Source organism: Streptomyces sp. Tue6028, assembly GCF_002300165.1.
Taxonomy (GTDB): Bacteria; Actinomycetota; Actinomycetes; order Streptomycetales; family Streptomycetaceae; genus Streptomyces; species Streptomyces siamensis.
Map to the genome: position 1 here is coordinate 168,516 of NZ_MLCE01000006.1, position 12,567 is coordinate 181,082.

11 protein-coding genes are annotated in these 12,567 nt (G+C 70.5%); 3 read left to right on the plus strand and 8 right to left on the minus strand.

Features of this window, described 5'->3' with window-relative positions; all coding sequences use genetic code 11:
* Positions 1–20: 20 nt before the first annotated feature.
* The 4 genes from ruvX to BKI49_RS05420 are packed head-to-tail and all read right to left on the minus strand — an operon-like array spanning position 21 to position 3,977.
* On the minus strand, positions 21–485 hold the full coding sequence (gene ruvX, locus BKI49_RS05405) for a Holliday junction resolvase RuvX (RefSeq protein WP_028803703.1): 465 nt from the start codon (positions 483–485) through the stop codon (positions 21–23).
* A gap of 15 nt (positions 486–500) precedes the next feature.
* Positions 501–3,173 (minus strand): alanine--tRNA ligase, encoded by a 2,673-nt coding sequence (gene alaS / locus BKI49_RS05410; protein ID WP_095933038.1) that lies wholly within the window; start codon positions 3,171–3,173, stop codon positions 501–503.
* Positions 3,173–3,511 carry a DUF6167 family protein gene (locus BKI49_RS05415; RefSeq protein ID WP_095933039.1) on the minus strand — a complete coding sequence of 113 codons (339 nt, stop codon included), beginning with the start codon at positions 3,509–3,511 and terminating at the stop codon, positions 3,173–3,175. Before BKI49_RS05415 ends, alaS begins: the two co-directional genes overlap by 1 nt.
* A gap of 7 nt (positions 3,512–3,518) precedes the next feature.
* Positions 3,519–3,977: a DUF948 domain-containing protein gene (locus BKI49_RS05420; protein ID WP_095933040.1), complete on the minus strand. Its 459-nt coding sequence runs from the start codon at positions 3,975–3,977 to the stop codon at positions 3,519–3,521.
* A 136-nt stretch (positions 3,978–4,113) separates the two neighbouring features.
* Here BKI49_RS05420 and BKI49_RS05425 point away from each other — a divergent pair, with 136 nt between their 5' ends.
* Positions 4,114–6,282, plus strand: coding sequence for an ATP-binding protein (locus BKI49_RS05425; protein WP_095933041.1), 2,169 nt, complete (start codon positions 4,114–4,116; stop codon positions 6,280–6,282).
* A 30-nt stretch (positions 6,283–6,312) separates the two neighbouring features.
* Here BKI49_RS05425 and rpsD read toward each other — a convergent pair whose 3' ends face one another.
* From rpsD to BKI49_RS05440, 3 genes are all read right to left on the minus strand, one after another.
* On the minus strand, positions 6,313–6,927 hold the full coding sequence (gene rpsD, locus BKI49_RS05430) for a 30S ribosomal protein S4 (protein WP_028803708.1): 615 nt from the start codon (positions 6,925–6,927) through the stop codon (positions 6,313–6,315).
* A 364-nt stretch (positions 6,928–7,291) separates the two neighbouring features.
* Positions 7,292–8,647 carry a replication-associated recombination protein A gene (locus BKI49_RS05435; RefSeq protein ID WP_095933042.1) on the minus strand — a complete coding sequence of 452 codons (1,356 nt, stop codon included), beginning with the start codon at positions 8,645–8,647 and terminating at the stop codon, positions 7,292–7,294.
* 65 nt (positions 8,648–8,712) lie between these two features.
* On the minus strand, positions 8,713–9,348 hold the full coding sequence (locus BKI49_RS05440; RefSeq protein ID WP_095933043.1) for a vitamin K epoxide reductase family protein: 636 nt from the start codon (positions 9,346–9,348) through the stop codon (positions 8,713–8,715).
* A 139-nt stretch (positions 9,349–9,487) separates the two neighbouring features.
* On the opposite strand from BKI49_RS05440, the gene BKI49_RS05445 reads away from it, so the two are divergent.
* Positions 9,488–10,354: an ABC transporter ATP-binding protein gene (locus BKI49_RS05445; protein WP_095933044.1), complete on the plus strand. Its 867-nt coding sequence runs from the start codon at positions 9,488–9,490 to the stop codon at positions 10,352–10,354.
* Positions 10,351–11,196 (plus strand): ABC transporter permease, encoded by an 846-nt coding sequence (locus tag BKI49_RS05450; protein WP_095933045.1) that lies wholly within the window; start codon positions 10,351–10,353, stop codon positions 11,194–11,196. Before BKI49_RS05445 ends, BKI49_RS05450 begins: the two co-directional genes overlap by 4 nt.
* 104 nt (positions 11,197–11,300) lie before the next feature.
* On the opposite strand, the gene hisS is transcribed toward BKI49_RS05450, so the two are convergent.
* On the minus strand, positions 11,301–12,563 hold the full coding sequence (gene hisS / locus BKI49_RS05455) for a histidine--tRNA ligase (protein WP_095933046.1): 1,263 nt from the start codon (positions 12,561–12,563) through the stop codon (positions 11,301–11,303).
* Positions 12,564–12,567: the final 4 nt, after the last annotated feature.

Consider the following 12,567-nt stretch of genomic DNA (forward strand, 5'->3'; position numbering starts at 1 on the left):
GGAACGTTACCGTATCGCGATCAGATGACCACTTCGACGCCCTCGCCGGGAGATTTACCTGACACCCGTTCGGATTCCAAGGCCTGCTGCAGGATGATGACCGCTGCCGCCTGGTCGATGACCGACCGGCCCTTCTTGGATTTCACACCCGAGGCGCGCAGGCCCTGACTCGCGGTCACCGTGGTCATCCGCTCGTCGACGAGCCGCACCGGGACGGGTGCGATCCCCCGGGCCAGTTCCTGGGCGAAGGCGCGGACCTTCACCGCGGCCGGGCCCTCGCCCCCCTTGAGGGAGCGAGGCAGCCCCACGACGACCTCGATCGGCTCGTACTCCTCGACGAGCTGCTTCAGCCGGCGGTGGGCCGCGGGGATGTCACGCCCCGGGACCGTCTCCACCGGAGTGGCGAGGATCCCGTCGGGGTCGCACGAGGCGACCCCGATGCGGGCGTCCCCGACGTCGATCGCGAGTCGACGTCCTCTGCGCATGGTCCTGACCGTTCTCTACTTGGCGGTCTCGGCGACGAGGCGCTCGACCGAGTCGATGGCCTCACCGATCGCGGCCGGGTTCTGGCCGCCGCCCTGGGCGACGTCCGGCTTGCCGCCACCGCCGCCGCCGAGGGTCTTGGCGGCCGTGCGGACGAGGTCACCGGCCTTGAGGCCGCGCTCGCGGGCGGCCTCGTTGGTGGCGATGACCGTCAGCGGCTTGCCGTTGACCGTGGTGAACAGGGCGACCACCGCGGCCCGTCCGCCCTGGATGCGGCCGCGCACGTCGAGGACCAGCTTGCGCAGGTCGTCGGCGGTCGTGCCGTCCGGCACCTGGCCGGTGACGAGGGCGACGCCGTGCACGTCCTTGGCGGAGTCGACGAGACCGCCGGCGGCCTGGAGGACCTTCTCCGCACGGAACTTCTCGATCTCCTTCTCGGCGTCCTTCAGCTTGCCGAGCATGGCGGAGACCTTCTCCGGGAGCTCCTCGGAACGGCCCTTGATCAGCTCCTGGAGCTGGGCGACGACCGTGTGCTCGCGGGCGAGGAAGTTGTAGGCGTCGACGCCGACCAGGGCCTCGATGCGACGCACGCCGGAGCCGATCGACGACTCGCCGAGCAGCTTGACCAGGCCGAGCTGGGCGGTGTTGTGCACGTGCGTGCCGCCGCACAGCTCCTTGGAGAAGTCACCGATGGTGACGACGCGGACGCGCTCGCCGTACTTCTCGCCGAACTCGGCGATGGCGCCCTGCTTCTTGGCCTCGTCGATGCTCATGACCTCGGCCTGGACATCCAGGTCGCGGGCGAGCACCTCGTTGATCTGCTGCTCGACGTCGGTCATCACGGCCGTCGGTACGGCGGACGGGGAGCCGAAGTCGAAGCGGAATCGACCGGGCTGGTTCTCCGAACCGGCCTGGGCGGCCGTCGGGCCGAGGGCGTCGCGCAGGGCCTGGTGCGTGAGGTGCGTGGCCGAGTGGGCGCGGGCGATGGCCTTGCGGCGGCGGACGTCGATGGAGGCCTGGGCCTTGGAGCCGACGGTGACCTCGCCCACCTGGACGACGCCCTTGTGGACGTACACCCCCGGGACGGGCTTCTGGCAGTCGCGGATCTCGATGACGGCGCCGGAGTCGACCTTGATGCGGCCCGTGTCGCCGATCTGACCGCCGCCCTCGGCGTAGAACGGGGTGCGGTCGAGGACGATCTCGACCTCGTCGCCCTCCGTGGCGGCCGGCGAGGAAGCGCCGTCGACGAGGATGCCGACGATCGTCGACTCGCCCTCGGTGCGGTCGTAGCCGATGAAGTCGGTCTCGCCGGCGGCGTCGGCGATCTGCCGGTAGGCGCCGAGGTCGGCGTGGCCGGTCTTCTTGGCCTGGGCGTCGGCCTTGGCGCGCTCCCGCTGCTCCTTCATCAGGCGGCGGAAGCCGTCCTCGTCCACGGAGAGGCCCTGCTCGGCGGCCATCTCCAGGGTGAGGTCGATCGGGAAGCCCCAGGTGTCGTGGAGCAGGAACGCCTTGTCGCCGGCGAGGACCGTGCCACCGGACTGCTGGGTCTCGGTGACGGCGGTGTCGAGAATGTTGGTGCCGGCCTTCAGGGTCTTGAGGAAGGCGGCCTCCTCGGCGAGGGCGACCTTCTCGATGCGCTCGCGGTCGGTGATGAGCTCGGGGTACTGCTGGCCCATCATCGCGATCACGGTGTCGATCAGGTCCTTGACGACCGGACCGGTGGCACCGAGCAGGCGCATGTTGCGGATGGCGCGGCGCATGATGCGGCGCAGCACATAGCCGCGGCCCTCGTTGCCGGGGGTCACGCCGTCGCCGATGAGCATCACGGACGTCCGCATGTGGTCGGTGACCACGCGCAGGGAGACGTCGGAGTCGTGGGCGGCGCCGTACTCGACGCCGGTCAGCTCGGTGGCCTTCTTGATGACGGCCATGGAGGTGTCGATCTCGTACATGTTCTGCACGCCCTGCAGAATCATGGCGAGGCGTTCCATGCCGAGACCGGTGTCGATGTTCTTGCTGGGCAGCTCGCCGAGGATCTCGAAGTCCTCCTTCGAGGTGCCCTCGCCACGCTCGTACTGCATGAAGACCAGGTTCCAGATCTCCACGTACCGCTCGTCGTTGACGGCCGGGCCGCCCTCGACGCCGAACTCGGGGCCGCGGTCGTAGTTGATCTCGGAGCACGGGCCGCAGGGGCCCGGGACGCCCATGGACCAGTAGTTGTCCTTCTTGCCGAGGCGCTGGATGCGCTCGGCCGGGACGCCGATCTTGTCGCGCCAGATCGTCTCGGCCTCGTCGTCGTCGAGGTAGACCGTGATCCACAGACGCTCGGGGTCGAGTCCGTAACCACCCTTGTCCTGGGGCGTGGTGAGTAGCTCCCAGGCGTAGGTGATGGCGCCTTCCTTGAAGTAGTCGCCGAAGGAGAAGTTGCCGCACATCTGGAAGAACGTGCCGTGGCGGGTGGTCTTGCCGACCTCTTCGATGTCGGGCGTGCGCACGCACTTCTGCACGCTGGTGGCGCGCGGCCACGGCGCCTTGACCTCACCGAGGAAGTACGGCTTGAAGGGCACCATGCCGGCGGGGACGAGGAGCAGAGTCGGGTCGTCCGCGATGAGCGACGCCGAAGGGACGACGGTGTGACCGCGCTCCTCGTAGAAGCTCAACCAGCGGCGGCGGATTTCAGCCGACTCCATCAGTGGTCCTCATTCCGGTTGTACGAGTACGTCGTGTTCTCGATGTACTTGATCTGCTTGTCGTTGCCGATGGCGGCGATGCCCCGCTGCGCGGGGAGCTCGGCGTCGGTGCGGTGGTTCAGACCGAGGGCGTCGCCGAGTTCGGCCTCTCGCTGGGCCATGCCGTCGCGGACGTCGAGCGCGAACTCCTTGAGCCGGTGGCCCGCGTCGATCGCCTTGTTCGCGGCCTGCGCCGCGAGGCTCTCCGGGGTCAGCTTCCTGAGCTTGCGGTTGACCTTGGTGGTGGCCCACACACCCGCGGCTGCGCCGGCGGTGAACCAGAACGTACGGCGGAACATCGCTGCGTCAGTCCTTCTTCCGCTTGCTCCGTCGCGCGGACGGGACGGTGCGGCCCACGATCACGGTACGTCGGGGGGCCTTCTCGGGCACATTCTCACGACGGCCTCCGATGGCACGCCGCACGCCGTAGCCGAACGCCGCGACCTTCACCAGGGGGCCGCCGAAGGTGGAGGCGACGGTGGTCGACAGCGCCGACGCGTTCGACGTGACCTCCTGGACGTCCGACGCGATGGCGTCGACCCGGTCGATCTGCGTCTGCGCGGACCGCACCGCGGCGGACGCGTCGGCCAGGAGCGGGACTGCCTGTTCGGTCACGTCCGCGACGAGCTTGGTCGTCGCCCTGAGCGTCTGGGCCAGCCTCGCCAGAGCGACGGCGAGGAAGGAGACCAGGATCGCCCAGAAGACGGCCACGAGGATCCCGGCCACCTCTCCACCGGACACTGTGCACCCGCTCCCTGACTGCATGCCTGAACATCGAAAAGTCGTCCCCCGAGCCTATCGCGCCGGGGCCGCCGCTCCGTACCGCATTACCGCCCGCCCCGTGCGGAGTTGCGGGAAGTGATTGTACGGACCGCTTACGGATCAGTACTCTCCGTGTCCCATGCAGCGCTCTCACCGCCCTCGGGGCGCCGGTGGTCCGGTGCCCGGCAATCTGCCCCTGGAACTCGACGCGTTCGTGGGGCGCTCGGCCGAACTGGCCGGGCTGGCCGGGGCCCTGGACACGGCGCGGCTGGTGACCGTCACCGGTATGGGAGGCGTCGGCAAGTCGAGACTGGCGACGCGTGCCGCGGCCCGGGCCGAGCTGCGCGACGGGGTGTGGCGCGTGGACCTCTCCGCGATCCGCGACCCGGGCCTCGTCGAGTACGCGGTCGTCGAGGGCCTCGGCCTGACGGACCAGACGTCGCGACCGCCGCGCGAGACGCTCCTCGACCACCTCGCCGAACGCCAACTCCTCCTGGTCCTCGACGGGTTCGAGCATCTGGTGGACGCGAGTGCCTCGCTGGTGGGCGGGCTGCTGCGCGGGGCGCCCGGGCTGCGGGTGCTGGCCGTGGGGCGCAGACCGCTGGGTGTCGCGGGCGAGCGGCTGTTCCCGCTGGCGCCGCTGCCCGGGCCGGACGCCGCCGAGCTGTTCGCGGACCGGGCCGCGGCCCGGCTGCCGGGCTTCGCGGTGCACGACGGCAACCGGTCCGAGGTGGCGGAGCTGTGCCGGCGCCTCGACGGGATCCCGCTCGCCGTCGAGCTGGCGGCGGGACGTCTGAACACCCTCTCCCCCGCGCAGCTGCTCTCCCGGCTGGAGGACCGCTTCCGGCTGCTGACCGGGGGTGCGCGCGACGCCCCGGCGCGGCACCAGACGCTGCGCACGGCGATCGGCTGGAGCCATGAGCTGTGCACGCCCGAGGAGCGGCTGCTGTGGTCACGGCTGTCGGTGTTCGCCGGGCAGTTCGACCTGGAGGCCGCGGAGTACGTGTGCAGCGGCGAGGGACTGCCCGCCGACTGCGTCCTCGACGTGCTGGGCGAGCTGCTCGCGCAGTCCGTGCTGTCGCGCGAGGAGACGGTGGCGGGTGTGCGCTACCGCATGCTGGAGACGGTCCGCGCGTACGGGGCTGACTGGCTGGAGGCGACGGGCGACGCCGACCGGCTGCGCCGCCGCCACCGCGACTGGTACATGGGTCTGGCCACCTGGTGCGAGCTGGACTGGTTCTCGCCCCGGCAGGGCGAGGTCGCCGCGCGCGTCGAGTCGGAGCTGCCGAATCTGCGCCGCGCCCTGGAGCACTGTCTGACCGAGCCGGGCGACGCGCATCTGGGCCAGTATCTGGCGGGCACCCTGTGGTTCTACTGGGTCGGCTGCGGGCGGCTCTCGGAGGGCAGGCACTGGCTGGAGCGCAGCGTGGACCTGGACGGCGACCGCGACCAGTCCCGGCTGAAGGCACTGTGGGTGCTCGGCTACGTCGCGGTCCTCCAGGGCGACACGGTGCCCGCGCTGTCCGCGCTCCAGGAGTGCCGGGAGGAGGCGGAGCGCACCGGGAACGCCACGGCAGTGGCCTACGCCGAGCATCGCACCGGCTGTCTGGCGCTGGTCACCGACGACATGGCGCGCGCGGAGACCCTGCTGCGCTCGGCGCTGGACCGGTATCACGAGATCGGCGAGCTGAACAGCAATGTGCTGATGGGCCAGGTCGAACTCGCGATGACACTGGCCTTCCAGGGCGATCTGCCGGGCGCGGTGAGGCTGTGCGAGGACGTCCGGCGGGTCTGCGAGGACCACGGGGAGCGCTGGGCCCTGGCCTATGCGCTGTACGTCCTCGCGTACCAGGCGCTGACCGAGGGCGACGCGGCGCGGACCCGGCACCTGCTGCGGGAGTGCCTGGCCATCGCGCACACCTTCCACGATCTGCTCGGCACCGTCCTCGCGGTGGAGGTGCTCGCCCTGGTCACGGCGGTGGAGGGCGATCCGGCCGAGGCGGCGGTGCTCCAGGGGGCGGCGTCGCGGATGTGGCCGTCGGTGGGGCTGCCGCTCTTCGGCTCGACGTACTACAACGCGCCGCACGAGCGGTGCGAGGCGCTGGCCCGGGAGCGCCTGGGGGACACGCGGTACGCGGAGTGCGTGCGGGAGGGTGCGCAGCTCGGACGGGAGGCGGCGGTGGTCCGGGCGCTGGGCCGGACGGGGCCGCCGCCGCTCGGTGCGGTCCCCTCGCCGCCCCGGCTGCCCCCGGACATGCGCGAGCCCGCCGTCTCGCCCACCTCGAAGGGCGGGGAGACGACGGGCTGACGCGCAGGTGGTGCTACGTCCGCAGGTGGATCAGCGGGCGTAGTACTCGACGACGAGCTGCTCGTCGCAGATCACCGGGATCTCCTTGCGGTTCGGCTCACGGTCCAGGCGGAAGGCCAGGGCACGGAGGTTCACCTGGAGGTAGCGCGGGGTCTCGCCGTCGGGGGCGAAGCCACCCTCACGCGCGACCTGGAACAGCGGCTTCTCGCGGCTGCGCTCGCGGACCATCACGACGTCGTCGGGACGGACACGGAACGAGGGCTTGTCGACCTTCTGGCCGTTGACCTCGATGTGGCCGTGGACGACCATCTGGCGGGCCTGGTAGATCGTGCGGGCGATGCCCGAACGCAGGACCAGCGCGTCGAGACGGCGCTCGAGCTCGATGACCAGAGCCTCACCGGTCTTGCCCTGAGTCTTGGCGGCACGCTCGTAGGCGCGGACGAGCTGGCGCTCGGACACGTCGTACTGCGCGCGCAGACGCTGCTTCTCGAGCAGACGGACCTTGTAGTCCGAGTTCTGCTTGCGGCCGCGGCCGTGCTCACCCGGCGGGTAGGGACGGGCCTCGAAGTACTTGACGGCCTTCGGGGTCAGCGCGATGCCGAGGGCACGCGACTTCTTGACCTTGGGGCGGGACTGGTTCGCCATGAACCAAACACCTCATGTTTCTGATCTGAATACGGCTTCACCAGGGTTAGGGGAGGTCGCATCCGCAGCCTGGGAAACCCTGCGGGTCCTTGCGGACCTGCCGGGCAGCCGCTCCCTGGTCTGGGCACATACGTGCAGCACGCGAGTGGCCCACCGACCGTCCCGGTGACCGGGTGGTGGTGGGCGGCCCGCGACACCTTCGACGGTGCGCGACGCTCCTGGAATCCCCCCGTGGAGGCGGGGGCTCCGGCTGGATGTCCCGTTCTGGTGGTGCCGACCGGAGCCGGACACGGGACGCAGCGCTGCGGGTCATCCTACAGGGGGTTCCGGGCCCCTCTCGACCGGAGGGTGCGCCGGGCCGATGTCAGGGTCTGCCCCGCCCGAGATGCTTGCGGGTCCACTCCACCGCGTCCGCGTACCGCGCCTCGGCGCCGTGCCGGGTCGGGGTGTAGTACTCGCGGTCCTTGAGCTCCTCCGGCGCGTACTGCTGGGCCGCGATGCCTTCGGGCAGGTCGTGCGGATACACGTACCCCTGGGCGTGGCCCAGCTTGGCCGCGCCCTTGTAGTGGCCGTCGCGCAGGTGCGGCGGCACCGGGCCCGCGTGCCCCTTGCGCACGTCCTCCATCGCGGCGCCGATCGCCGTGGTCGCGGAGTTGGACTTGGGGGCCAGGGCGAGGGCGATGGTGGCGTGGCTGAGGGTGAGCGCGGCCTCGGGGAAGCCGATCATGGCGACCGCCTGGGCGGCGGCGACGGCTATGGGCAGCGCGTTCGGGTCGGCGAGGCCGATGTCCTCGCTGGCGGAGATCATCAGGCGCCGGGCGATGAAGCGGGGATCCTCACCGGCCTCGATCATCCGGGCCAGGTAGTGCAGCGCGGCGTCGACGTCGGAGCCGCGGATGGATTTGATCAGGGCGCTCGCCACGTCGTAGTGCTGGTCGCCGTCGCGGTCGTACTTCACGGCGGCGCGGTCGACGGTCTCCTCCAGGGTCTGGAGGCCGATCTCCGTCTCGCCCTTGTCGAGTGCCGCGCCCGCGGCGGCCTCCAGGGCGGTCAGGGCGCGGCGGGCGTCGCCGCCGGCGATCCGCAGCAGGTGGTCCTCGGTGTCCTCGGGGAGGGTGACGGCCTCCTTGAGGCCGCGCTCGTCGGCGAGGGCGCGGCGCAGCAGACCACGCAGGTCGTCGTCGGTGAGGGGTTCGAGGGTGAGGAGCAGGGAGCGGGAGAGCAGGGGGGAGATCACCGAGAAGTAGGGGTTCTCGGTGGTGGCGGCGATCAGCGTGACCCAGCGGTTCTCCACGGCCGGGAGCAGGGAGTCCTGCTGTGCCTTGCTGAAGCGGTGGATCTCGTCGAGGAAGAGGACCGTCTCCTTGCCGAAGCCGCCGGTGGCGCGGCGTGCCCCGTCGATGACGGCGCGTACCTCCTTCACGCCCGCGGTGATCGCCGACAGCTCCACGAAGCGCTTGTTCGTGGCCTTGGACACGACGTACGCGAGGGTGGTCTTGCCGGTGCCGGGCGGGCCCCAGAGGATCACCGAGGAGGGACCGGCCGGCCCGCCGTTCCCCTCGCCGACGAGTCTGCGCAGGGGGGAGCCCGGCTTCAGCAGGTGCTGCTGGCCCACGACTTCGTCGAGGGTGCGCGGGCGCATCCGGACGGCCAGGGGGCTGCTGGACGGGTCCTTCTCCTGGCGTTCTTCGGCTGCGGCGGTGAACAGGTCGGGCTCCACGGGAAAACCCTATGTCACGCCACTGACAATGCCGTCCGGCCCGGGTCTCGGGGACCGGGGCGGGGTCAGCTGGTCCAGAAGTCCCACCAGCGGGTCAGGATCAGCATGCCGATGATGCCGATGTGCAGGGTCGGCAGGACCCAGGTGAACTCGCCGAGGAAGCTCTTCAGCCAGCGCGGGGCGGGCAGGAAGTCGTTGCGCACGTTGGACGAGGTCACGTACCAGAACATGATGATCGTGGCGACCCAGGCGAGGCTGCACCACAGGCAGAGCGAGTTGATGCGGTAGAGCGACTGGAACTGCAGCCAGGTGCAGAATCCGACGCCGAAGAGTGTGCCGGCGTTGAAGGTGAGCCAGTACCAGCGCGGGAAGGTCGCGCGGGCGAGCAGGCTCATGCCGACGCAGATGACGATGCCGTAGGCCACGAGTCCGAGCATCGGGTTGGGGAACCCGAAGGCGGAGGCCTGGTCGCTCTTCATGATGTTGCCGCAGGAGACGACCGGGTTCAGGCTGCACCCGGGCACGAAGTTCGGGTTCTCCAGCAGTTTGAACTTGTCGATCGTGATGACCCAGGCGGCGAGCAGCCCGGCGGCTCCGGTGATCACCAGCATCAGGGCGAACGCGCGGCTGCCGCCGGTCGTGCGGGGGGCGACGCTGTCTTCCCGGCCGGTCGAGACGTCCTTCACTGTCGTCTTGCTCATCACGCCGTTTCCGTAGATCGAAGGGGGCCTGCGGGCACGGTCATTGTGCCGCACCCTCCCCCGTGTCCACCGTTCGCTGGACATAAGGAGGTACGCACGGAGGCCCCGGAACGTTCGGTTCGGGGGGAGGCTCGTCGGCATGACAGCAGACGCGAAGCAACTCGCGGTGGACGTACGGGGGCTGCGCAAGCAGTACGGGGACGTGACCGCCGTCGACGGCATCGATCTCGGCATACGGCAGGGCGAGGTGTTCGGCCTGCTCGGGCCGAACGGCGCCGGCAAGAGCACCACGGTGGAGATCCTCCAGGGCAACCGCGGGCGGGACGCGGGCGAGGTGTCGGTGCTCGGTTCGGACCCCGCTACGGGCACGCGCGCGTGGCGCTCGCGGGTCGGGATCGTCTGGCAGGACGAATCGGCGCCCGCCGAGTTGACGGTGCGCGAATCCGTGCGGCATTTCGCCCGGTATTACCCGAATCCCCGTGATCCGGAAGAGGTCATCGCGCTGGTCGGTCTCCAGGCGAAGGCCGACAGCCGGATCAAGTCGCTCTCGGGCGGCCAGCGCAGGCGGCTCGATGTGGCCCTCGGCGTGATCGGCGGGCCCGAACTGCTGCTCCTGGACGAGCCCACCACCGGCTTCGACCCGGCCGCGCGGCGGCAGTTCTGGGATCTGATCCGACTGCTGGCCGACGAAGGCACGACGATCCTGCTCACGACGCACTACCTGGAGGAGGCGGAGGCGCTCGCGGACCGGCTCGCCGTCGTCGCACGGGGCAGGGTCGTCGCCGAGGGCGAACCGGCCGCCCTGCGGGAGCGCTTCGGCACGGAGGCGACGGTCGCGTGGGTCGAGCACGACGGCACCCCGCGCGCCGAACGCACCGCCACCCCGACCCGGACCGTCGCCGAGCTCATGCACCGCTTCGACGGGGAGATCCCGGGGCTGCGGGTGACCCGCCCCACCTTGGAGGACGTCTATCTGCGGCTGACCGGGCAGGAGAACGCGCGATGACCACGACCGCCGTGCGCCCACGTGGTGGGACCCGCTCGGACCGGCTGCCGGGGGCCTGGGGGCTCGGCCTGCACCGGGGCGCCCTGGAGATCAGGCAGTTCTTCCGTCAGCGCGACCAGGTCGTGTTCACCTTCGCCTTCCCGGTCGTGTTCCTCTTCCTCTTCGCGTCGATCTTCAGCGACGACGTGCGGGGCGCGGGCATCACCGCCTCCCAGCTCTACGTCCCCGCGATGATGGCCGCCGGCATCATGTCGACGAGTTTCCAGTCCCTCGGCATCTCCATCGCGATCGAGCGCGACGAGAAGGTGCTGCGCCGGCTGCGCGGCATACCCATGCCGCCGGCCGCGTACTTCCTCGGCAAGATCTGGCTCGTCCTGGTCACCGGCGCGCTGGAGACCGCCGTACTGCTCACCGTGGGCACCACGCTGTACGACGTCGAGCTGCCCTCCGACCCCGGCAAGTGGGCCGAGTTCGGCTGGATCTTCGTGCTGGGACTCACCGCGTGCGCCCTGCTCGGCATCGCGATCAGTTCGGTGCCCAAGTCCGGGAAGAGCGCCACCTCGGTCGTCGTCCTGCCCTTCCTGGTGCTCCAGTTCATCTCCGGGGTGTACATCTCCATCGACACCATCCCGGACTGGATGCTGAACATCGGCGCCGCGTTCCCGCTCAAGTGGATGTGCCAGGGACTGCGCGGGGTGTTCCTGCCCGAGTCCGCGAAGGTCCTGGAACAGGCGGGCGACTGGGAGTTCGGGCGGATCGCCCTGGTGCTCGGGGCGTGGTGCGTCGGCGGATTGCTGCTGTGCCTGCTGACCTTCCGGTGGACGAACCGGCGCGACGGATGAATCCCGCCGGCGCTCCTGCCGGCTCCCGAACGCCGGAGGGGCCGGTGCTCGGCCCCTCCGGCGTTCCCGGAGCGAGGTCCGGGGCCGAGGCACCGGGAGGCGGTTCAGCCCAGCCGGGACGTCAGCTCGGCGACCAGGTCGTCGAGGCCCACCGCGACCTGCTCGCCTGACTCCATGTCCTTGAGCTGCACGACGCCCTCGGCGAGATCACGCTCACCGGCCACGACCGTGTAACGGGCCCCGGACCGGTTGGCGTTCTTCATCGCGCCCTTCAGCCCCTTGCCGCCGTACGAGAAGTCGGCGGCGACGCCACGCCTGCGCAGCTCCGTCACCTTGGCGAAGAGCACCCGGCGGGCCTCCTCGCCGAGCGGCACCGCGAACACACTGGTCGACGAGGGGAGTTCGAGCGAGACGCCTTCGGCCTCCAGGGCGAGGACCGTGCGGTCGACGCCCAGCGCCCAGCCCACCGACGGCAGCGCGGGACCGCCGATCATCTCGGAGAGACCGTCGTAACGCCCGCCACCGCCGACCGCGGACTGGGAGCCCAGGCCGTCGTGGACGAACTCGAAGGTCGTCCGGGTGTAGTAGTCGAGCCCGCGCACCAGCTTCGGGTCGTCCTCGAAGGAGACGCCCTCGGCGGTGATCAGCTCGCGCACCTCCTCGTGGTACGCCTTGCACGCGTCGCAGAGGTAGTCCCGCAGGAGCGGCGCGCCGACCAGCTGCTTCTGCACGTCGTCCCGCTTGTCGTCGAGGACGCGCAGCGGGTTGATCTCCGCACGGCGCAGGGTGTCCTCGTCCAGGTCGAGGCCGCGCAGGAAGTCCTGCAGGGCCGCCCGGTACACGGGGCGGCACTCCTTGTCGCCGAGCGAGTTCAGCAGGATCCGGAAGTTGCGCAGTCCGAGCGACCGGTAGGCCTGGTCCGCCAGGATGATGAGCTCGGCGTCCAGAGCCGGGTCCTCGGCACCGATCGCCTCGGCACCGACCTGCGAGAAGTGCCTGTAACGGCCCTTCTGCGGGCGCTCGTAGCGGTAGTAGGAGCCCGAGTACCAGAGCTTGACGGGGAGGTTGCCCGCCTTGTGCAGGTTCGCCTCCAGCGCCGCGCGCAGTACGGAGGCGGTGCCCTCCGGACGCAGGGCCAGCCGGTCGCCGCCCTTGGTCTCGAAGGCGTACATCTCCTTGGTCACGATGTCGGTGGACTCACCGACGCCGCGCGCGAACAGTTCGACGCTCTCGAAGCCGGGCGTCTCGATGTAGCCGTAGCCGGAGTTGCGCAGCGGTGCGGCGATGGCCTCGCGGACGGCCAGATACGTCGCGGACTCCGGCGGGATCAGGTCGTACGTGCCCTTGGGGGCCTTGAAGGTGCTCACGGAA

Bases quoted from the DNA above. Each gene is read 5' to 3' on its own strand.
- ruvX (WP_028803703.1), bottom strand. From the start codon at position 485: ATGCGCAGAGGACGTCGACTCGCGATCGACGTCGGGGACGCCCGCATC.
- BKI49_RS05415 (WP_095933039.1), bottom strand. From the start codon at position 3,511: ATGTTCCGCCGTACGTTCTGGTTCACCGCCGGCGCAGCCGCGGGTGTG.
- BKI49_RS05425 (WP_095933041.1), top strand. From the start codon at position 4,114: ATGCAGCGCTCTCACCGCCCTCGGGGCGCCGGTGGTCCGGTGCCCGGC.
- BKI49_RS05420 (WP_095933040.1), bottom strand. From the start codon at position 3,977: ATGCAGTCAGGGAGCGGGTGCACAGTGTCCGGTGGAGAGGTGGCCGGG.
- rpsD (WP_028803708.1), bottom strand. From the start codon at position 6,927: ATGGCGAACCAGTCCCGCCCCAAGGTCAAGAAGTCGCGTGCCCTCGGC.
- BKI49_RS05445 (WP_095933044.1), top strand. From the start codon at position 9,488: ATGACAGCAGACGCGAAGCAACTCGCGGTGGACGTACGGGGGCTGCGC.
- BKI49_RS05450 (WP_095933045.1), top strand. From the start codon at position 10,351: ATGACCACGACCGCCGTGCGCCCACGTGGTGGGACCCGCTCGGACCGG.
- BKI49_RS05440 (WP_095933043.1), bottom strand. From the start codon at position 9,348: ATGAGCAAGACGACAGTGAAGGACGTCTCGACCGGCCGGGAAGACAGC.
- alaS (WP_095933038.1), bottom strand. From the start codon at position 3,173: ATGGAGTCGGCTGAAATCCGCCGCCGCTGGTTGAGCTTCTACGAGGAG.